Origin of the sequence: Sphingomonas hankookensis, assembly GCF_028551275.1 — a bacterium.
Classification (GTDB): Bacteria; Pseudomonadota; Alphaproteobacteria; order Sphingomonadales; family Sphingomonadaceae; genus Sphingomonas; species Sphingomonas hankookensis_A.
The window spans coordinates 388,149-407,611 of sequence record NZ_CP117025.1; the positions used below are offsets into that span (position 1 = coordinate 388,149).

The 19,463-nt window shown below is 66.8% G+C and carries 21 protein-coding genes and 1 riboswitch; of the genes, 14 read left to right on the forward strand and 7 right to left on the reverse strand.

Features of this window, described 5'->3' with window-relative positions:
* Positions 1–4: 4 nt before the first annotated feature.
* The gene (locus PPZ50_RS01905) at positions 5–1,393 is read right to left on the reverse strand and encodes a TIGR03013 family XrtA/PEP-CTERM system glycosyltransferase (protein WP_066692291.1); all 1,389 of its coding nucleotides are present in this window, start codon (positions 1,391–1,393) and stop codon (positions 5–7) included.
* Positions 1,394–1,654: 261 nt separating this feature from the next.
* On the opposite strand from PPZ50_RS01905, the gene PPZ50_RS01910 reads away from it, so the two are divergent.
* From PPZ50_RS01910 to PPZ50_RS01925, 4 genes are all read left to right on the forward strand, one after another.
* Complete coding sequence (locus tag PPZ50_RS01910; protein WP_066692294.1) at positions 1,655–3,121, forward strand: S41 family peptidase; 1,467 nt, start codon at positions 1,655–1,657, stop codon at positions 3,119–3,121.
* 140 nt (positions 3,122–3,261) lie between these two features.
* Positions 3,262–3,567 (forward strand): alkylphosphonate utilization protein, encoded by a 306-nt coding sequence (locus PPZ50_RS01915; RefSeq protein ID WP_066692297.1) that lies wholly within the window; start codon positions 3,262–3,264, stop codon positions 3,565–3,567.
* On the forward strand, positions 3,564–4,295 hold the full coding sequence (ung, locus tag PPZ50_RS01920; RefSeq protein WP_066692300.1) for a uracil-DNA glycosylase: 732 nt from the start codon (positions 3,564–3,566) through the stop codon (positions 4,293–4,295). The genes PPZ50_RS01915 and ung overlap by 4 nt, the downstream gene beginning before the upstream one ends.
* 44 nt (positions 4,296–4,339) lie before the next feature.
* Positions 4,340–4,618 (forward strand): hypothetical protein, encoded by a 279-nt coding sequence (locus PPZ50_RS01925; protein ID WP_066692303.1) that lies wholly within the window; start codon positions 4,340–4,342, stop codon positions 4,616–4,618.
* A gap of 352 nt (positions 4,619–4,970) precedes the next feature.
* Here PPZ50_RS01925 and PPZ50_RS01930 read toward each other — a convergent pair whose 3' ends face one another.
* Positions 4,971–5,876, reverse strand: a complete 906-nt coding sequence (locus PPZ50_RS01930) for a hypothetical protein (protein ID WP_066692306.1) — start codon at positions 5,874–5,876, stop codon at positions 4,971–4,973.
* Positions 5,877–5,965: 89 nt separating this feature from the next.
* Here PPZ50_RS01930 and PPZ50_RS01935 point away from each other — a divergent pair, with 89 nt between their 5' ends.
* A complete protein-coding gene (locus PPZ50_RS01935; RefSeq protein WP_066692310.1) occupies positions 5,966–6,202 on the forward strand; it encodes a type II toxin-antitoxin system Phd/YefM family antitoxin in 237 nt (78 codons plus the stop codon).
* 412 nt (positions 6,203–6,614) lie between these two features.
* Positions 6,615–6,896 (forward strand): DUF3892 domain-containing protein, encoded by a 282-nt coding sequence (locus PPZ50_RS01940; protein ID WP_066692311.1) that lies wholly within the window; start codon positions 6,615–6,617, stop codon positions 6,894–6,896.
* A 275-nt stretch (positions 6,897–7,171) separates the two neighbouring features.
* Here the strand turns inward: PPZ50_RS01940 and thiC are convergent, their stop codons facing one another.
* From thiC to PPZ50_RS01955, 3 genes are all read right to left on the reverse strand, one after another.
* Complete coding sequence (gene thiC / locus PPZ50_RS01945; RefSeq protein ID WP_066692313.1) at positions 7,172–9,058, reverse strand: phosphomethylpyrimidine synthase ThiC; 1,887 nt, start codon at positions 9,056–9,058, stop codon at positions 7,172–7,174.
* Positions 9,059–9,085: 27 nt separating this feature from the next.
* Positions 9,086–9,195, reverse strand: a riboswitch (TPP riboswitch).
* A 141-nt stretch (positions 9,196–9,336) separates the two neighbouring features.
* A complete protein-coding gene (dinB, locus tag PPZ50_RS01950; protein ID WP_066692315.1) occupies positions 9,337–10,407 on the reverse strand; it encodes a DNA polymerase IV in 1,071 nt (356 codons plus the stop codon).
* Positions 10,408–10,585: 178 nt separating this feature from the next.
* The gene (locus PPZ50_RS01955) at positions 10,586–11,521 is read right to left on the reverse strand and encodes an ABC transporter ATP-binding protein (protein ID WP_066692317.1); all 936 of its coding nucleotides are present in this window, start codon (positions 11,519–11,521) and stop codon (positions 10,586–10,588) included.
* A gap of 81 nt (positions 11,522–11,602) precedes the next feature.
* On the opposite strand from PPZ50_RS01955, the gene PPZ50_RS01960 reads away from it, so the two are divergent.
* Complete coding sequence (locus PPZ50_RS01960) at positions 11,603–11,830, forward strand: zinc-finger domain-containing protein (protein WP_126012442.1); 228 nt, start codon at positions 11,603–11,605, stop codon at positions 11,828–11,830.
* 216 nt (positions 11,831–12,046) lie between these two features.
* Here PPZ50_RS01960 and PPZ50_RS01965 read toward each other — a convergent pair whose 3' ends face one another.
* Both PPZ50_RS01965 and PPZ50_RS01970 read right to left on the reverse strand, forming a co-directional pair.
* Positions 12,047–12,184 (reverse strand): hypothetical protein, encoded by a 138-nt coding sequence (locus PPZ50_RS01965; protein ID WP_157092775.1) that lies wholly within the window; start codon positions 12,182–12,184, stop codon positions 12,047–12,049.
* A gap of 316 nt (positions 12,185–12,500) precedes the next feature.
* Positions 12,501–12,932 carry a hypothetical protein gene (locus PPZ50_RS01970; protein ID WP_066692323.1) on the reverse strand — a complete coding sequence of 144 codons (432 nt, stop codon included), beginning with the start codon at positions 12,930–12,932 and terminating at the stop codon, positions 12,501–12,503.
* Between the two features lie 108 nt (positions 12,933–13,040).
* On the opposite strand from PPZ50_RS01970, the gene tldD reads away from it, so the two are divergent.
* The 7 genes from tldD to PPZ50_RS02005 all read left to right on the forward strand — a co-directional run bounded on the left by tldD (position 13,041) and on the right by PPZ50_RS02005 (position 19,457).
* The gene (gene tldD / locus PPZ50_RS01975) at positions 13,041–14,462 is read left to right on the forward strand and encodes a metalloprotease TldD (RefSeq protein ID WP_066692326.1); all 1,422 of its coding nucleotides are present in this window, start codon (positions 13,041–13,043) and stop codon (positions 14,460–14,462) included.
* On the forward strand, positions 14,462–14,674 hold the full coding sequence (locus PPZ50_RS01980; protein WP_066692328.1) for a putative signal transducing protein: 213 nt from the start codon (positions 14,462–14,464) through the stop codon (positions 14,672–14,674). The genes tldD and PPZ50_RS01980 overlap by 1 nt, the downstream gene beginning before the upstream one ends.
* Positions 14,675–14,820: 146 nt before the next feature.
* Entirely contained in the window at positions 14,821–15,159 is a 339-nt protein-coding gene (locus PPZ50_RS01985; RefSeq protein ID WP_066692331.1) for a P-II family nitrogen regulator, read from the forward strand.
* Between the two features lie 11 nt (positions 15,160–15,170).
* Positions 15,171–16,535 (forward strand): ammonium transporter, encoded by a 1,365-nt coding sequence (locus PPZ50_RS01990; protein WP_066692804.1) that lies wholly within the window; start codon positions 15,171–15,173, stop codon positions 16,533–16,535.
* 336 nt (positions 16,536–16,871) lie between these two features.
* Positions 16,872–17,666 (forward strand): thymidylate synthase, encoded by a 795-nt coding sequence (locus PPZ50_RS01995; RefSeq protein ID WP_066692334.1) that lies wholly within the window; start codon positions 16,872–16,874, stop codon positions 17,664–17,666.
* The gene (locus tag PPZ50_RS02000) at positions 17,663–18,142 is read left to right on the forward strand and encodes a dihydrofolate reductase (RefSeq protein WP_272815696.1); all 480 of its coding nucleotides are present in this window, start codon (positions 17,663–17,665) and stop codon (positions 18,140–18,142) included. The genes PPZ50_RS01995 and PPZ50_RS02000 overlap by 4 nt, the downstream gene beginning before the upstream one ends.
* 43 nt (positions 18,143–18,185) lie before the next feature.
* A complete protein-coding gene (locus PPZ50_RS02005) occupies positions 18,186–19,457 on the forward strand; it encodes a dipeptidase (protein WP_272815697.1) in 1,272 nt (423 codons plus the stop codon).
* The last annotated feature ends 6 nt before the right edge of the window (positions 19,458–19,463 follow it).

A 19,463-nucleotide genomic window follows, 5' to 3' on the forward strand; every position in this document is an offset into this window, starting at 1 on the left:
CGCATCAGCGCGCCCCGCCCGACCAGATCACGACCCGGATCGTCTGGAGCAGGATCAGCAGGTCGAGGAAGGGCGAATAGTTCTTGGCATAATAGAGGTCGTATTCGAGCTTCTGCCGCGCATCGTCGATCGACGCGCCATAGGGATAGTTGATCTGCGCCCAGCCGGTGATGCCCGGCTTCACCATGTGCCGTTCGGCATAATAGGGCAGCTTTTCCTCCAGCGAGGAGACGAATTCGGGGCGTTCGGGGCGGGGGCCGACAAAGCTCATCTCGCCGATCAGCACGCTCCAGCATTGCGGCAGTTCGTCGATCCGCGTCTTGCGCAGGATGCGGCCGATCCGGGTGATGCGCGGGTCGTTCTTTTCGGCCCAGACGGCCGAACCGGCCGCCTCCGCATCGGTGCGCATCGAGCGCAGCTTGGGGATGTCGAAGCCGCTGCTGTACAGCCCGACGCGGCGCTGGCGGTAGAAGACCGGTCCGCGGCTGTCGAGCTTCACCGCCAGCGCCGCCAGCAGGATCACCGGCAGCGTCAGCGCGAGCAGCAGCAGGCTGGCGGCGATGTCGAACATCCGCTTGAACACGCTCGACACCATCCGCCCCGACGAGAAGCCGTCCGAAAAGATCAGCCATGACGGGTTGACGCTGTCGAGGTCGACGCGGCCCGTCTCGCGTTCGAGGAAGGTCGAGATTTCGTTGACGTGCACGCCCGTCGTGCGGATGCGCAGCAGGTCCTTGAGCGGCAGCGCGTTGCGCCGCTCCTCCAGCGCCAGCACGACTTCGGAGGCGCCGAGCAGCACGACATGGTCGGCGAGGTTGTAGATCGCGTCGCGGGCGATCGCTTCGGGGATGACCCGGTTCGCCTCGCTCATCGCGATATAGCCGACGACGACGAAGCCCGCACCGGGGCGCTGGCCGAGGTCCTTGAGCCGCTGTGCGCGCGGGCCGGCGCCCAGCACGATCACCCGCCGCTTGAACGCCTGTCCGCCCAGCAGCGTGCCGGTGACGATGCGCAGCAGGAGCAGGAGCACCGCGGCGAAGCCGACCGCATAGAGCAGGTTCGAGCGCCAGAAGGTGATGCCCGGCGCCACGAAGAACAGCACCGCGAGGAAGATGACGCCCAGCAGGATCGCCACGATCAGGCGCGCAGCGGCGAACTTCACCGATTGCAGCGCGTCGGTGCCGTACACCCCGACCGCGACCATCGCGATTTCCAGGCTGAGCGCGAAGCTCGCCAATTGCGGGATGCGGGTGTGGATCGGCTCCACCGCCATGCCGATCTGCATCGCGCGCGTGATCCAGCCCAGTTCGGCCGCCACGAGCAGCGCGGCGATGTCGAGCAGGCCGAGCAGCAGCACGGCATGGGGGATGTAATGCTTGAACAGCCGAATCATCGCGGCGATCCCGATACAGGTGTAAGGCAATCCGACACCCACCCGCTATGCCGCGAAAGCGCAAAGAAATACTGAACGCCACGATGACGCCGTTCGCCATTGTGGTCCGACCGCAACAGTTGTGGCGACTGGTCCCGCCTGTTCAGCCGGCGATCAGCATGGGCGCAGCATTGTCGCTGTTCGAACGGGACCGGACGGCGAATCCCCCTTCCCTTCGTCATCCAGCCATCTAGGCTGGCGTCAGTTCATGGAGTGGATGTGATGCGGGTACGGATCGGGGCGGCGTTGGGCGTGTTGGCGATACTGTCGGCCTGTGGCGGCGGCGGTGGTGGCGGGGGCAGCGTGACCGGCGGCAGTCCGGCGCCGACCCCGGCGCCCACCGCCACGCCGACCCCCACCCCGACGACCACGGCGGGCTGTTCGCTGCGCGAGCGGCAGGACTGGGCGCTCGCGCAGCTGCGCGAATGGTATCTCTTCCCCGAAACGCTGCCGGCCAATCCCAATCCGGCGGCGTTCTCGAACGTCGACGACTATATCGATTCGCTGACCGCGACGGCGCGGGCGCAGCGCAAGGACCGGTATTTCACCTATCTGACGTCGATCAAGGAAGAGGATGCCTATTACAGCTCGGGCGCGACCGCCGGGTTCGGCACCCGCTTCGCGCTCGACCAGACCGGGCGGCGGCTGTTCGTGATCGAATCGTTCGAAGACGCGCCGGCGCTGGGCGCCGGGATCGATCGCGGGACCGAGATCCTGCAGATCGGCACGTCGACCAGCAATTTGCGCAACGTATCGACGATCATCGATTCGGAAGGGACCGCCGGGCTGAACGCGGCACTTGGCCCCGATACGCCGGGCACGGCGCGGGTGTTCCAGTTCCGCACCATCGCGGGCGAGACCAAGACCGCGACGGTGACCCAGACCGACTTCTCGCTCCTGCCCGTCTCCACCCGCTATGGCGCCAAGGTGCTGACCGACGGCGGCAAGAAGGTCGGCTATATCAACCTGCGCACCTTCATCGATTCGGCCGAGGCACCGCTCAAGGACGCCTTTGCCAGTTTCCGGGCGCAGGGCATCAACGAGTTCATCATCGACTTCCGCTACAATGGCGGCGGGCTGATCTCGATCGCGAACCTGATGGGCGACCTGATGGGCGGCGGCAAGTCGACGAACGACGTGTATAGCTATACCAGCTATCGTCCCGAAAAGGCGTCGCGCAACACGGTCAAGTATTTCGCGCCGACCGCCCAGTCGGTTACCCCGACCAAGATCGCCTTTATCGGCACCGGGCGGACCGCATCGGCCAGCGAGCTCGTCATCAACGGCTTCGTGCCCTATCTCGGCAACAACATGGCGCTGATCGGCACCAACACTTATGGCAAGCCGGTCGGACAGATCCCGGTCGACCGGGCGAACTGCGACGACCGGCTGCGCATCGTCGCGCTGGCGGTGCAGAATTCGGCGCGGTCGGCGGCCTATTATGACGGCCTCGCGACGACGGTGCCCAATACCTGCCAGGCGAGCGACGACATCAGCTATCCGCTGGGCGACAATCGCGAACAGTCGGTCGCCCGCGCGCTCGACTTCCTTGCGGGCCGTACGTGCAGCCGCATCTCCGCCTCGACCGGCAGCAGCGCGCAGCGCGAGACGGTGCGCTTCGACGAGCGCACGCTGCTGCAGCCTGCCCGGCCGAACACGGCGCAGCGCGAGGTGCCGGGGTTGTTCTGACCGTGGTCGCTCGGCTACGCCTTCGATCATGAGAGGCGGTGCCGGCCCGCTCCCCCGCCCCACCACCTACGCCAGTATGGTGATGGGTGGGGGAGCGGGCTGGCACCGCATCCGCGTGAGCGGATCGAAAGGGCCAGGCCATGAGCGACGACGACTATATCTATGACGAAGCGAGCGGCGAGTGGATGCCGGCGTCGCAGGTCGCCGCCGCGCCGGCCGATGACGACGCGGTCGTGGTGCGCGATGCGGTGGGCAATGTGCTGGCCGATGGCGATCAGGTGACGCTGATCAAGGACCTGACCGTCAAGGGCGCGGGGCAGACGCTCAAGCGCGGGACGCTCATCAAGTCGATCCGCCTGACCGGCGATGCGCAGGAGATCGACTGCAAGTTCGACGGGATCAAGGGGCTGGTGCTGCGCGCCGAGTTCGTGCGCAAGCGGGCATGATCCCGAGCGCGATCGACCCGAGCTGGGCGGACGCGCTCGGCCCCGTCTTTGCCAGTCCGGGGATGGCGGCGCTGCGCGACTATCTGAAGGCCGAGAAGGCGGCGGGGAAGCGCATCCTGCCGCACAGCGCCGACTGGTTCACCGCACTCTCCCTCACCCCGCTCGACAAGGTGCGGGTCGTGATCCTGGGGCAGGACCCCTATCACGGGCCGGGACAGGCGCATGGGCTGTCCTTTTCGGTGCGGCCGGGGGTGGCGGTGCCGCCGTCGCTGCGCAACATCTACAAGGAGCTGCACAGCGACTTGGGCGTAGTGCCGCCCGCGCACGGCTTTCTGGAGCATTGGGCGCGGCAGGGGGTGCTGCTGCTGAACGCGGTGCTGACCGTCGAGCAGGGCCGCGCCGCCGCCCATGCCGGCCGGGGGTGGGAGGCGCTGACCGATGCGGTGGTCCATGCCGTCGCCGAACAGGGCCGGCCGAGCGTCTTCCTGCTATGGGGCGCGCATGCCCAGAAGAAGGCGGGCTTCGTCCGCGACGTTTCCGCCGGGGGGCGGCATCTGGTGCTGAAAAGCCGCCACCCCTCCCCGCTGTCGGCGCATAGCGGGTGGTTCGGCAGCCGCCCGTTCAGCCAGGCGAACGCGTTCCTCGAGGCGCAGGGACGCGGCAGCATCGACTGGGCGATCCCCCCGCTCGATACGCAGACGGAACCATCGGCCCTTCCAAGCGATTGAACACGCTTGTCCGCCACAGGGGCGGGATCAAAGAGGGAATTGCCATGAAGACGATGATGACGGCGACCGGCCTGGCCGCGCTGATGCTGCTGGGCGCGTGCGGTGGCAATGCCGACGACAAGGCCGCCGACAATATCGAGGCGATGACCGAGAACCGCGCCGACGCGCTGGAAGACCAGGCCGACATGACCAGCAACGAACAGGTTTCGGACGCGCTGGAAGCACAGGCTGAGAACGTCCGCGACATGGGCGAGGACGCCGCCGACAAGGCCGACGACGACGACAATGCCCAGGTCGAACAGGCCGTGCGCAACGCGATGTAAGTCGCGTCACGCGGCATGAAGGACCGAAAGGGGGCGCTGCGGGATCGCGGCGCCCCTTTTTGCATGTGACGGCGGCCAGCTACTGTCCCGTCACCCCGGACTTGATCCGGGGTCCCGCTTTCTTGCGACGGCGGCAGAAGAAGAAGCGGGACCCCGGGTCAAGCCCGGGGTGACGAGAGGGGTGGCGGTTTTCACGCACGGAACCGTCACCCCGGCGGAGGCTGGGGTCTCAAGCGGCGCTTGCCGTGCGCTACAACCGGAAGACCCCAGCCTGCGCTGGGGTGACGTTCGTGGCGGTTGGGGTCGACGGTTGAAATTCCACAGCGCGTTTCCCGTCCAAAGTTCACTAAGTTCACACTCGTCGCTGCGCGCGGCGGGCGCGGCGGTTCGGTTTGGGGCGGGGCACGACGATGCCGCGCTTGGCGAGTTCGAGCTCGACCTCGAACGCTTCGCCCAAGGGACCGGGTTCGCCGATATAGATGTCGTCCTGCGCGGCCAACGCGGCGGCGAGCGCGTCGTGGAGCGGCGGTTCGACCCGCTTGCGCGCGACGGGCTTGATACGGCGATCGGGGTCGAGCCAGCCGGGCAGGCGGCCGTCACTGAGGTCGGCGACCTGGATCGCGACGTCGAGATCGGCGGGCGACATCAGCTTTTCGGGCTCGGCCGGGGTGACGGGGGAAAGCGCGTCGAGCGCCGCCGCCACGCTTTGCGCCGAGGCCGGGGGCGGTGCCTCCGCCTCGCCGGGGGCCGGGCGGCGGCGCTGCTGCTTGCCGTAGCGGTCGGGATAATGGGCGGCGAGCAGGAACATCAACATCCGGTCGCCGGGGCGATGCTTCGACCCGACGCGGCGGCCATCGGCGTCGAGCACCGGTTCGACGGTGCCGTTGATCGCCCGGTCGAACGCGACGTCGACCAGCATGCCTACCGCTTGCGCAACCGCCGCATCCCAGGCGCGGGCGAACGCCTCGCCACCGGGCGAGCGACGCAGGCGATAGGCGCTGCTGGCCGACATGTGGACGGCGCGGGCGGCTTCGGCGACCGATCCGCCATCGGCGAGCGCCTCGATAAAGTCGCGCTGCTTGGCTTCGGACCAGCCGTCGCTGCGCGGTTTGCGCAGGACCGGGACCCATTGATAGGCGGCCGGGTCATAGCCGTTGGCGTCGAGATACGGCGTCTCGGACGGGACCGTCAGGTTCGAGGGGTCGAGCGCCGGTGCGGGCGCGGGCGAATGCTCCGGGAGCTGGGTGTTGGCGTGCATGGAGGGCAGGGGAACATATTGGGAACTTGTAGGACAGTGGTTTTTGGGGGATGCGTTGCAGTGGGCGTCGGTTCCGGTACACTCGGCGGATGGAATCAATCAGCCTGTCCGCCGCGCGTGCCGATCTGAAAGCGGTCATGGACCGGGTCGTCGCCGACCGGATGCCGGTGGCGATCACCCGCCGGCGTGGCGAGGGCGTCGTGATGATTGCAGCGAGCGAATGGGCGTCGATCGAGGAGACGCTGTATCTGCTGCGGTCGCCGAAGAATGCTGAGCGGTTGTTGGCGTCGGTGCGCGGGTTCGAGCGGGGCGTAGCTTTCCCCTGAAGCGCAGTTCCTCGGTGCCGTATCTGCCGAACCCTCTGGAACATGGATCACGCATTTTCATATTCGTCCGAACGGACATAAGCAGATACAGATCGCTTATAGATTTTACTTGATTGGTGGGTTAAGTGGCGTAGGTTCCCTCATAACTATCGTGGGGATCGCCCCGGACAAAAGCAAACACCGGGTTCTCCCCCGCCGCTTGCGGGGACGAAATTAGGCTGTGCAGGTGATGGCGATTGGCCATTGTCTTCGGCCAAAAGAATTGGGGCCACAACCGCGCCAACGGAAGTGACCCCTAGCGGAGGAGGCAGACGCCCACTCTCCGGTGCTTGGTAAGCCCTAGGAGTTTAGTGGACCTTCGCGACGCAATCAACCGTGCAGGCGTCTGCGCACGGGATCGCCGGAGCGCGATATGACACAGACTGCCGAAATCCAATGCATCAACAAAACCTATCGTAGCAGCGCCTATGACCGCATCTCCCATGTGGGAGGCGGTTATCCGACGCGCTGGAAACTCACACAGCAGCAAGCGATCATCGAGATCGAAACTGGTAGGTGGCGCTTCTACACCAATGTCGGCGGCTCGATTGCGTGGGTGGAGGTTGCCCGAAGCGCAGCGGGCAACAAATATCTCAAGACCGAGAACGACGGCGAGCAGCCGAACAACCTGCTCAGCCTGCCCGAGTGCCCCTGATCTGAAGTTGCGGCGGGGCGGTGGCTTTACCACCGTCCCGCTCGCGGCCGCGCCCCTCCACCATGCTGCGCATGGTCCCCCTCCCCGCATAGCGGGGAGGATCTTTGGGGTGGCACTTTCAACACAACCGCTCGTGCTGAGTAGGGGCTGAGCGAAGTCGAAGACCCGTATCGAAGCATCCGCCTCAGACGGTCCTTCGATACGTCGCTTCGACAAGCTCAGCGACTACTCAGGACGAACGGTTGCCGGGTGGGGTGTACGCCCCACCCTCCACCTCACTCCGCCGGCAGGTAAACCTCCCCACCCTTCTCGCGGAACTTCTCGCTCATTTCCGCCATGCCGGCTTCGGCCGCTGCGGTGCCGTTCGCGAACAACGCGCGGTCGGCGTCCACCTTGTCGGCGGCGAGGAACGTATCCGCCGGGGCGTTCTGCTTCGCGGCGAAGTCGCGCACTTCCTGCGTGATCTTCATCGAGCAGAATTTGGGGCCGCACATCGAACAGAAATGCGCGGTCTTGGCGCCTTCGGCCGGGAGCGTCTGGTCGTGGTAGCTTTCCGCCGTATCGGGGTCGAGCGACAGGTTGAACTGGTCGCGCCAGCGGAATTCGAAGCGGGCGCGGCTGAGGGCATCGTCGCGCATCTTGGCGGCGGGGTGACCCTTTGCCAGATCGGCGGCGTGGGCGGCGAGCTTGTAGGTCACCACGCCGACCTTCACATCGTCGCGGTCGGGCAGGCCCAGATGCTCCTTGGGCGTGACGTAGCAGAGCATCGCCGTGCCGTACCAGCCGATCATCGCCGCACCGATGCCGCTGGTGATATGGTCGTAACCGGGCGCGATGTCGGTGGTGAGCGGCCCCAGCGTATAGAAGGGCGCTTCGCCGCAGACCTGCAGCTGCTTGTCCATATTCTCCTTGATCTTGTGCATCGGCACATGGCCGGGGCCTTCGATCATGACCTGCACGTCCTGCGCCCAGGCGCGGTGGGTCAGTTCGCCCAGCGTATAGAGTTCGCTGAACTGCGCTTCGTCATTGGCGTCGGCGATCGAACCGGGGCGCAGGCCATCGCCCAGCGAATAGGCGATGTCATACGCCTTCATGATCTCCGTAATCTCGTCGAAATGTTCGTAGAGGAACGATTCGCGATGATGGGCGAGGCACCATTTGGCCATGATCGACCCGCCGCGCGAGACGATGCCGGTCACGCGCTTCGCGGTCATCGGGATGTACGGCAGGCGGACGCCGGCGTGGATGGTGAAGTAATCCACCCCCTGTTCGGCCTGTTCGATCAGCGTGTCGCGGAAGATGTCCCAGGTCAGTTCCTCGGCGATGCCGCCGACCTTTTCCAGCGCCTGATAGATCGGCACGGTGCCGATCGGGACGGGCGAGTTGCGCAGGATCCATTCGCGGGTGTCGTGGATGTTGCGGCCGGTCGACAGGTCCATGACCGTGTCGGCACCCCAGCGGATCGACCAGACGAGCTTGTCGACTTCGGCGGCGACGTTCGATGCGACCGCGCTGTTGCCGATGTTCGCGTTGATCTTGACCAGGAAATTGCGGCCGATCGCCATCGGTTCGGTTTCGGGATGGTTGATGTTGTTGGGGATGATCGCCCGGCCGCGCGCCACTTCGTCGCGGACGAATTCGGGGGTCACGTAATCGGGGATGGCCGCGCCGAAGCTCTCGCCGTCGCGGACGTACTCGCGCAGCATCTCGCGGCCGAGATTTTCGCGGGTCGCGACATATTCCATCTCGGGGGTGATGATGCCGCGGCGGGCATAGTGCATCTGGCTGACGTTCATCCCCGCCTTGGCGCGGAGCGGCCGCTTGACGACGTTGGGCAAGGGCTGGACGCCGCCCGAACGATCGGGGCCGAGCTGGCCGTTATCCTCGGGGCGGATTTCGCGGGCGTCGTAAGATTCGACGTCGCCGCGCGCGAGAATCCAGTCGCGGCGGAGCTGCGGCAGGCCGGCCATGATGTCGATGCGCGCGTTCGGGTCGGTGTACGGCCCCGACGTGTCGTAGACGTTGAGCGGCGGTTCGCCTGAAGAGGGATCGAGGTCGATCGCGCGCATCGCGACGTTCAGGGGGCCGACGTGAATCTTGCGGCTGCCACGGATCGGGCCTGTCGTTACGCCGATTTCGGTCTTTGCGGGGATGTCTGCCATATTCCACTCCATGCGGAGGGGGCGGGACTCGTGATGCCGCTCCCTCCCTACGCCGGTGTCAGCCGGATCAGGTTCAGCGGGTCGAAGGCTGCGGCCTTCCTCTCAAGCGTGACGGAACGCTCCCCCGGGGACGCGGGTGTTGTAGGCGGGTTGGGCCGGTGCGTCAAAGTGTTGCGCGCCGTATCCCCGCGCAGGCGGGGATCCAGGGCCAAGCAAACTCCCGTAGGCGCCTGTGGCTCTGGGCCCCCGCCTGCGCGGGGGTACGGGCTGGGCGGTCACTACAACAGGTCCAGCTGGCCACTCGGGCCTTCGCCCGCGCCAAAGCCGGCCATCGTTACCCCGACCAGCCGCAATCCCATGCGTAAAGGGTAGAGCGTCGCGATCAGGCTGCGGGCCGTGGCGTGGAGTGTCGCGCGGTCGGCGACGGGGGCGGAGAGCGTGCGGCTGCGGGTGACGATGCGGAAATCGGCGTATTTCGCCTTCACGGTGACGGTGCGACCGTGCTGGCCGGTCTTTTCGACCCAGTCCCACACGTCGTCGGCCATCGCCAGCACCCGCTCCTCGATCGCTTCCGGGTCGGTCAGGTCGTGGTGGAAGGTGGTTTCGGAGCCGGACGACTTGCGCACGCGGTTGGGCCGGACCGGGCGGTGATCCTCGGCGCGGGCGATGCCGTGATACCAGCTGCCCGCCTTGCCGAAGGTGCGTTGCAGGTCGGGAAGGCTCCATGCCGCAAGGTCGGCGCCGGTGCGGATGCCGAGTGCCTCCATGCGCTCCACCGTCTTGGGGCCGATGCCGTGGAACTTGCCGACCGGGAGCGACGCGACGACGCGCGGGCCGGCCTTTACGGGGATCACGAACTGGCCGTTGGGCTTGTTCATGTCGGAGGCGAGCTTGGCGAGGAACTTGTTGTAGCTGATCCCCGCCGATGCGGTGAGGCCGGTGGTGTCGAGGATGCGGGCGCGAATTTCCTCGGCGGTCGCGGTGGCGCTGGGCAGGCCGAGCCGGTTGGCGGTGACGTCGAGATAGGCTTCGTCGAGCGACAGCGGCTCGACCAGATCGGTATAGTCGAGGAAGATCGCGCGGATCTGCTGGCTGACGGCCTTGTAGACCTCGAAGCGGGGGCGGACGAAGATCAGGTCGGGACAGCGGCGCAGCGCGGTGACCGAGGGCATGGCGGAGCGCACCCCGAACACGCGCGCTTCGTAGGAGGCGGCGGCGACCACCCCGCGCCCGCTCGACCCGCCGACCGCGACCGGCTTGCCCTTCAGCTCGGGGGCATCACGCTGCTCGACCGACGCGAAGAAGGCGTCCATGTCGACATGGATGATCTTGCGGGTGGGGTCCGACATTGCGCGGGTTTACAATGCGCTACGGTACGAGACAGCGCAAGAACAAAGAGGGAATGGATGCTGCACGCTTGCCGTACCCCCGCGCAGGCGGGGATCCAGAGCCAAGCAGGCGAGCGGTAGCGTCTGACGCCCTGGACCCCCGCCTGCGCGGGGGTACGGAGCGCGCGGTACGGGCCGCTCAGCTGTTCGTCAGGTTGAGGAACACGTCCTCGAGGTCCGCTTCGCGCGTTACGACGTCGACGATGCCGTAGCCCTGTGCGGTCACCGCCGCGAGAACCTCGCCGGCATTGGCGACGTCCTTGCGATAGGTGATCGCCAGCAGCCGGTCGCCCTTGCGCTCGACCTTTTCGAAGCAGCTGGCATCGGGCAGGTCGGCGACGTCGCGGTCGAGGGTCAGTTCGACCGCCTTTTCCTGTGCCATGCCGAGGAGTTCGCGAGTCGGCTGGTTGGCGACGACGCGGCCATGGTTGATGATGGCGATACGGTCGCAGAGCTGCTCGGCCTCTTCCAGATAGTGCGTCGTCAGCACCACCGTCACGCCCGCCGCATTGAGTTCGCGGACATAGTCCCACAGCTGGTTGCGCAGCTGGATATCGACGCCGGCAGTCGGTTCGTCGAGGACGAGGACCGGGGGCGAATGGACCATCGCCTTCGCCACCATCAGCCGCCGCTTCATGCCGCCCGAGAGCGTCCGGGCATAGGCGTTGGCCTTGTCCTCCAGATGCACCGCGCGCAGCAGGTCCATGGTGCGGCGCTGGCCCTTGGGCACGCCGTAGAGGCCGGCCTGGATCTCCAGCGTTTCGGCAGGGGTGAAGAACGGATCGAACAGGATTTCCTGGTTGACGATGCCGATCGACGCCTTCGCATTGCGCGGGTGCTGGTCGATGTCGAAGCCCCAGATCGACGCGCTGCCGCTGGTCTTGTTGACGAGGCCGGCCAGCGTGTTGATCAGCGTCGACTTGCCCGCGCCGTTGGGGCCGAGCAGCCCGAAGATCTGGCCGCGGGGCACGTCGAACGACACGCCGTCGAGTGCCACCTTGGGCGCAGCGCCGCCCTTCCCCGCTGCATAGGTCTTGCACAGGTCGCGGATCGAAATGGCGGCTTGGGTTTCCATGGGGGTTGCCGATACGCCCGTGGGGGCCCCAAGGGAAGCATCGACTTGTCGAGGCTTCGCACCGTTGCTATTCGCGCAGACATGCTGCCTCCGCCCGAACTCCTCCGCGTCACCACCCCCCGCGTCGCCTGCGACGGCGCCGGCGACATCGCCCCCGCGCTCGGCCACCCGCGCGTGTGGTTGCAGATCGACGAGACGGGCTATGTCGATTGCGGTTATTGCGACCGGCGCTTCGTGCTGGTCGGCGGGCCGGCGGATGGGGCGGATCACAGCCAGTTGAAGGATCATGGGGACGGCGCGGGCCGGTAAGGCCGAACGTAGTTCGGACGACCAGCAAGGCCCGCGCCCGGCCGGCGGCGGGCAAGCTCGCCGTTGCCCGCCGACCGACGACGCGGCTTTGCCGCGGCGGTGAGACTGTTTCCTTACCCCGCCCCAACGTCATCCGCGCGCAGGCCGGGTATTTCGGCGATCGCGCGGGACGAGCGCCGCGAGAGACCCCAGCCTTCGCTGGGGTGACGGTTTAGGTCAGAAGTGCCGTTGCACCGCCCATACCAGCTGCATCACGATGGAGATGGCAACCACCGCCATGCAGATGAGGAACACCCGGCGGCGCAGCGGGCTTGCCGGCAGCAGGCCAGTTGGTTCCTGCTCCTCGGCCTCCACCGCCTGGATCCGGTCGCGCCGTGCCGTCAGTGTGCGCCGACCCAGACGCCGACGGCATAGGCCGCGCCGCTGCCCCATTTGAGCGCCGTACAGATGCCGAACACGACCAGCGCTGTGTTAGCCGCCGTCTGAAATTTCTGCTTCATTCGTCGATGCTCCACCCTTCAAGTTCTTCAGCCTATGGCCGACCGCCCGTGGCTGCAAGCACTGGAACGCGACCCCGGCTACGTCGGCAGCTGACGGCGGCACGGGGCAGGAATGGCGACGACTTTGGCTTGGGGGGAGGCCCGATATCGCAAAAGCTGAAAAGACGCCGTCAGGCTTCGTTGTCAGGCATAGGGCGGACCATCACGCTGCCAAGAAACGCGAGCAGGAATGACGTCCCCAGAAGGGCGCAACCACCATAGACCATCCAATCGTTCCGGCTGTCGAGCATGGCGTTTGCGTCCGACGCCAGTAACGCCAGCGCGCCGCCGCCCAGCAGGCCGCACGACATCGCGGAGAGCCATAACCGGCCGACGCGCCGTTCCGCCGGGGCGATGCTGTGGGCCATGGCATGAAGGCCCGGCACCAGACGCCAGGCAAGCCAGAGCGCACTCGCCAGGCACAACAATGTCAGGACAAGGAACGGCAGGTTCGGCGGATCGCCGGCCGCTACCGCGCCGAGGACCGTCGACAGGCCGCTCAACCCCGCAAAGGCCAGAACGGCGAAAGCATAGATCGAGTAGCTGACGTCGCGCTCGTGCATGGGCGAACGCTATGTGCCGGCACGCCCAAAGGCAACGTGGTCGCTCGTCCCGCACACCGGGGACCGACACCCCATTCCCCCACGCCGCCGCCGCCCTATATTGGCCGCATGACCCCGACCGATCCCCGCTCGTACCTCTATTCCGGCGACCTCGACCCCGCCGCTGCGCTCCGCGCCACGCAGGCGACGCTGGCCAATGTCGAGGATGGCGAACTCTATCTCCAGTATCGCCGGTCCGAGGCGTTCGGCTTCGACGACGGGCGGCTGAAGACCGCGTCCTACGATACCCATGCCGGGTTCGGGCTGCGTGGCGTTTCGGGGGAGACGACCGCCTTTGCGCACGCCAACGAGCTGTCCGAGGCGGCGATCCGCCGGGCCGGCGAGACGATGGCGCTGATCGATCCGGCCAAGGGGGCGAAGGCACCGCCGCCGCGCGGCAACAATAGGCATCTCTATACCGCCGCCGATCCGCTCGACCTGATCCCCTTCGCCGACAAGGTCGCGCTGTGCCAGTCGATCGATGCCGCCGCTCGGGCGCGCGATCCGCGCGTGTGCCAAGTGTCGGCGAGCCTGATGGGGTCGTGGACGGTGGTCGAGATCGTGCGGCCCGATGGCTTCGTCGCCACCGATGTCCGGCCGCTGGTGCGGTTGAACGTGTCGATCGTGGTCGAGGCGAACGGGCGGCGCGAAACGGGCAGCTTCGGGATCGGCGGGCGCTATCTGTACGAATCCTTGTTCGCCGACGCGACGTGGAACCGGGCGATCGACGTGGCGCTGGGCCAAGCGCTGGTCAATCTGGAGGCGGTCGACGCGCCGGCGGGCGAGATGACGGTGCTGCTGGGTGCGGGCTGGCCGGGGATTTTGCTGCACGAGGCGATCGGGCACGGCTTGGAGGGCGATTTCAACCGCAAGGGCACCAGCGCCTTTTCGGGCCGCATCGGCGAGCGGGTGGCGGCACCGGGCGTGACCGTCATCGACGACGGATCGATCGCCGACCGGCGCGGGTCGCTGAGCATCGATGACGAGGGTACGCCGACGCAGGAGAATATCCTGATCGAGGACGGCATCCTGAAGGGCTATATCCACGACCGGCTGAACGCGCGGCTGATGGGCGTCGCGCCGACCGGCAACGGGCGGCGTCAGGACTTTTCCCATGCGCCGATGCCGCGGATGACCAACACCTTCATGACCGGGGGGAAGGATGACCCCGCCGAGCTGCTGTCGCGGGTGAAGAACGGCATCTTCGCCAAGTCGTTCGGCGGGGGCCAGGTCGACATCGTGTCGGGCAAGTTCGTGTTTTCCTGCACCGAGGCGTACCGGGTCGAGAATGGCCGGATCGGTGCGCCGATCAAGGGCGCGACGCTGATCGGCGACGGGCCGGAAGTGTTGAAGCAGGTGCGGGGCATCGGCAACGACTTTGCGCTGGACGAAGGGATCGGCATGTGCGGCAAGGCCGGGCAGTCGGTGCCGGCAGGGGTCGGGCAGCCGACGCTGCTGATCGACGGGCTGACCGTCGGCGGCACCGCCTGATGCCGCTGGCCGAACTGGGGCGGTTTCCGCGGGTCGAGGCGCAGATCATCGTCGGGCGGCTGGAAAGCGAGGGCGTGCCGGCGGTCGCCTTCGATGGCGAGGCGAGCATCGGCGATGGCAGCTGGCTGCTGATCCCCGTGCGGGTGATGGTCGATGACGACGATCTGGATGCGGCGCGCGCAATCCTCGACGCGGCCGACGGGCCTGCCTGAAAAACGGGCAGTCGTGACGCGCTGCACAAATTAACCGCTCGTTAATCCGGCAACCGCGCCGCCAACGCCTGAAAATTGGTGGTACGGCACTTTGGCATGGCCGTTGCAACGTTTCCCCCGAGCAATGATGCGACACGGGGGGCGACATGAAATTAGTCATCGCCATCATCAAGCCGTTCAAGCTGGATGAGGTACGCGAAGCACTGACCGAGATCGGCGTCGCCGGCATGACGGTGAGCGAGGTGAAGGGATTCGGGCGGCAGAAGGGCCAGACCGAAATCTATCGCGGGGCCGAATACAGCACCAACATGGTGCCCAAGATCAAGATCGAGGTCGTGTGCGACAGCGAGATCGCAGCGCGCGTCGTCGAGGCGGTGCAGTCCGCCGCGAACACCGGCGCGATCGGCGACGGCAAGATCTTCGTTCTCGACGTCGGACAGGCGGTGCGCATCCGCACCGGCGAAACCGACCTGACCGCGCTGTGATGGGGGGCATCATGCAACATCCGAAGAAACTGATCGCCGGCATGGGCCTCGGCCTGTTCGCGGCGCTGCCCGCCTGGGCACAGGACGCCGCGCTGCAGGCACCCGCCGCCGCCGCCGCGCCGGTCGCGACCGTGAACAAGGGCGACACCGCGTGGATGATGGTGTCGACGGTCCTCGTGCTGATGATGATCGTGCCGGGCCTCGCGCTATTCTATGGCGGCCTGACGCGGACCAAGAACATGCTGTCGGTGATGACGCAGATCGGCGCGGTCGCGGCGCTCGCGATGCTGATCTGGGTCATGTACGGCTACTCGCTGGCCTTTGGTCCCGACGTGTCGAGCGCCACGCTGGCGAACTTCATCGCCAGCCCGGGCAAGGCGTTCCTGGCGGGCGTCACCTCGGCGTCGCAGGCGGCGACCTTCACCGCCGGGGTCGAAATCCCCGAATATGTCTTCATCAGCTTCCAGATGACCTTCGCCGCGATCACCATCGCGCTGGTGCTGGGGTCGGTGGTCGAGCGGATCAAGTTCGCTGCGGTGATGGTCTTCGCCATCGTCTGGCTGACGATCACCTATTTCCCGATCGCGCACATGGTGTGGGCATCGAGCGGCTATTTCTTCAAGGCGGGTGCGCTCGACTTCGCCGGCGGCACGGTGGTGCACATCAATGCCGGCGTGTCGTCGCTGGTCCTCGCCATCCTGCTGGGCAAGCGGCTGGGCTTCCCGACCGAGCGCATGGCGCCGCACTCGCTGACGCTGACCATGGTCGGCACCGGGCTGCTGTGGGTGGGCTGGTTCGGGTTCAACGCCGGGTCGGCGCTGGAAGCCAATGGCACCGCCGGTCTGGCGATGATCAACACCTTCGTCGCCACCGCTTCGGCAGGGCTGTTCTGGATGCTGGCCGAGAAGTTCTCGGGGCATAAGGGTTCGGCGCTGGGCTTCTGCTCGGGCATCATCGCCGGCCTCGTCGCGGTGACGCCGGCGGCGGGCAATTCGGGTCCGTTCGGCGCGATCGTGCTGGGCGCCGTCGCCTCGGTCGTGTGCTTCTTCGCAGTGACCGTCGTGAAGCCCAAGCTCGGCTATGACGACTCGCTCGACGCGTTCGGCATCCATGGCGTCGGCGGCATCATCGGCGCGATCGGTACGGCGGTCGTCTATGCCCCGTCGCTGGGCGGTCCGGGTGCGGCCGACTACGACATGGGCGCCAAGCTCGGCGTGCAGATATTCGCGGTGCTGGTCACCATCGTGTGGGCATCGGTCGGCACGACGATCGCATGGTTCGTCGCCAAGGCGCTGACCGGTGGCCGGGTGTCGAAGGAAGTCGAGCTGGAAGGCCTCGACCTCGGCGAACATGGCGAGCGCGCCTACAATTACTGAGTTTCCCTACCGGGCGGCGGCCTAGTCCCCTGCCGCCCGGAACCACAGTTTCCTCCTGCGGAAAAACCCCTGGGCCGGTGCGGTGACGCATCGGCCCTTTTTTTGGTTTCCGGTGCCCGGGAAGAAGAAGGGAGGGGTTCACGCGGAGGCGCGGAGACGCGGAGACGCGGAGGGGTTTCGCACGCTGGCCCGTTACCCGCGCCAGCGGCCTTATCCCAGTTGACGGCGGAGGAACGGAAAGCGCTGACGCGCGACGGCACCCCCTCCGCGGCTCCGCGTCTCCGCGCGAACCTCTTCCTTCTTCCCAGCCCACAACCCGCAGCCTAAGACGCCCCCATGACCCCTTATCTCGATCTGATGCAGCGCGCCCTGAACGATGGCGTACCGACCGACGACCGCACCGGAGTCGGCACAAGGTCGGTGTTCGGGCACCAGATGCGCTTCGACCTGTCGGCCGGCTTTCCGGTGCTGACCACCAAGAAGCTGCATCTGCGCTCGATCATCATCGAGCTGTTGTGGTTCCTGCGCGGGGATACCAATGTGCGCTGGTTGCAGGAGCAGCGGGTCAGCATCTGGGACGAATGGGCCGATGCGAACGGCGACCTCGGCCCGGTGTACGGCAAGCAGTGGCGCGACTGGGTGGCGGCGGACGGGCGGCATATCGACCAGATCGCCGAGCTGATCCACACCATCCGCACCAACCCGGCCTCTAGGCGACAGATCGTGACCGCGTGGAATCCGGGCGAGCTGCACGCCATGGCGCTGTCGCCCTGCCATTGCCTGTTCCAGACATACGTCGCGAACGGGAAATTGTCGTTGCAGCTGTACCAGCGCAGCGCCGATATCTTTCTGGGCGTGCCGTTCAATATCGCGAGCTATGCGCTGCTGACGCATATGCTGGCGCAGCAATGCGATTTGGCGGTCGGCGAGTTCATCTGGACCGGCGGCGACTGCCATTTGTACGAGAATCACCTCGATCAGGCCCGCGAGCAGCTGTCGCGCACCCCCGGCCCCCTGCCCCGGCTGGAGATCGTGCGGAAGCCCGAGGCGATCGACGGCTATGCGCTCGAAGATTTCGTGCTGCATGACTATGTCGCCCAGCCGCATATCAAGGCGGCGGTGGCGATATGATCGACGCGATCCTCGCGCGGGCCGACAATGGCGTGATCGGGGTCGATGGGCAGCTGCCATGGCACCTGCCCGCCGACCTCAAGCGGTTCAGGGCGCTGACCATGGGCCGGGCGATGGTGATGGGGCGCAAGACGTTCGAGAGTTTTTGCTCCCCCCTGCCCGGCCGGCGCCATATCGTGCTGACCCGCGACCGCGACTGGCGGTCGGACGGGGCGGAGGTGGTGCATGATCCGGAGGCCGCGCTGGCGCTGGCCGGTGGGCAAGCCGCAGTCATCGGCGGGGCGGAAATTTTCGCCCTGCTCCTGTCGCGGATCGAGCGGGTCGAGCTGACCGAGGTCCATGCGACCCCGGCGGGCGATGCGTTCGTCCCGCCCTTTACCGGCTGGGTCGAGGCGTGGCGCGAGGACCACAGTGCCGAGGGAGAACGTCCGGGGTACAGCTTCGTCACATTGCTCCGTCAGCCCACGACCGCGTAAGGGGCGGCAGCGCCGGGCAACGGCGCGTGGGGGAACGGAGCGGATGCGCAGGGCGATCTGGTGGGGCGTGGCATTGCTGGCGATTCTGGCCGCCGGCTTCTTTGCGTTGGCGCCCGGCATCGTCGAGCGGTCGATGAACAAGGTCGAGCCGACGCCGGCGATCGAGCAGCGCATGGGCGCCGATATCGATCCGGACGCGCTCGCCCGGGAACTGGCCAAGCCGACCCCCGAACCGGTTTTCGCCGACCCGATCGTGGATTTGCATGCCGACACGCTGCTGTGGTCGCGCGACCTGTTGACGCTCGGCACGCGGGGTCAGGTCGACCTGCCACGGTTGCAGCGGGGCAATGTCGCGCTGCAGGTCTTTTCGTCGGTAACCAAGACGCCACGCGGGCAGAATTACGACTCGAACGGCGACGACAGCGACAATATCACCCCGCTGGTGATCGCACAGTTGCAGCCGGTCCGGACCTGGGGATCGCTGCTCAACCGGTCGCTGTGGCACGCGACGAAGCTGCGCCGCGCGGCGCGGGCATCGAACGGGGAATTGCGGCTCATCACCAGCCCGCGCGAGCTGGACGCATTGCTGGTCGCGCGGGCGAATACGCGGCCTTGCCCGCATCATGCTGCGCCCGATTTCCCCTGCGTCAAACCGACCGGTGCGCTGCTGTCGATCGAGGGGCTGAACGGGCTGGAGGGGAGCCTGGCCAATCTCGACCGGCTGTATCGCAGCGGGTTCCGCATGGCCGGCCTGACCCATTTCTTCGACAATGAGATTGCCGGGTCGATGCATGGCCGGGCCAAGGGCGGCCTGACCCCGTTCGGGCGACAGGTGGTCGCGCGGATGGAGGACAGGGGCATGATCGTCGATGTCGCGCATCTGAGCCATGCCGGCATCGCCGACGTACTGAAGGTCGCAAGGCGGCCGATTGTCTCCAGCCATGGCGGGGTGCAGGCGACGTGCCGAGTCAACCGCAACCTGACCGATGACGAGGTGCGCGGCATCGCCCGGACCGGCGGGGTGGTCGGCATCGGATATTGGGCGGGCGCGGTGTGTTCGACCGATCCCAAGGCGATCGCGAAGGCCATCGTCCATGTCCGCGACGTGGCCGGGATCGATCATGTGGCGCTCGGGTCCGACTTCGACGGCGCGGTGACGACCGCGTTCGATACCGCATGGGTCGCGCTGGTCGCCGAGGCGCTGCGCGATGCCGGGTTGCGGCAGGACGAACTGGACAAGGTGATGGGCGGCAACGCCATCCTCGTGCTGCGCGCCGGGATGCAGCCCCTTTCGCCGGCAGCGCCCGCCCGCTAAGGGGCG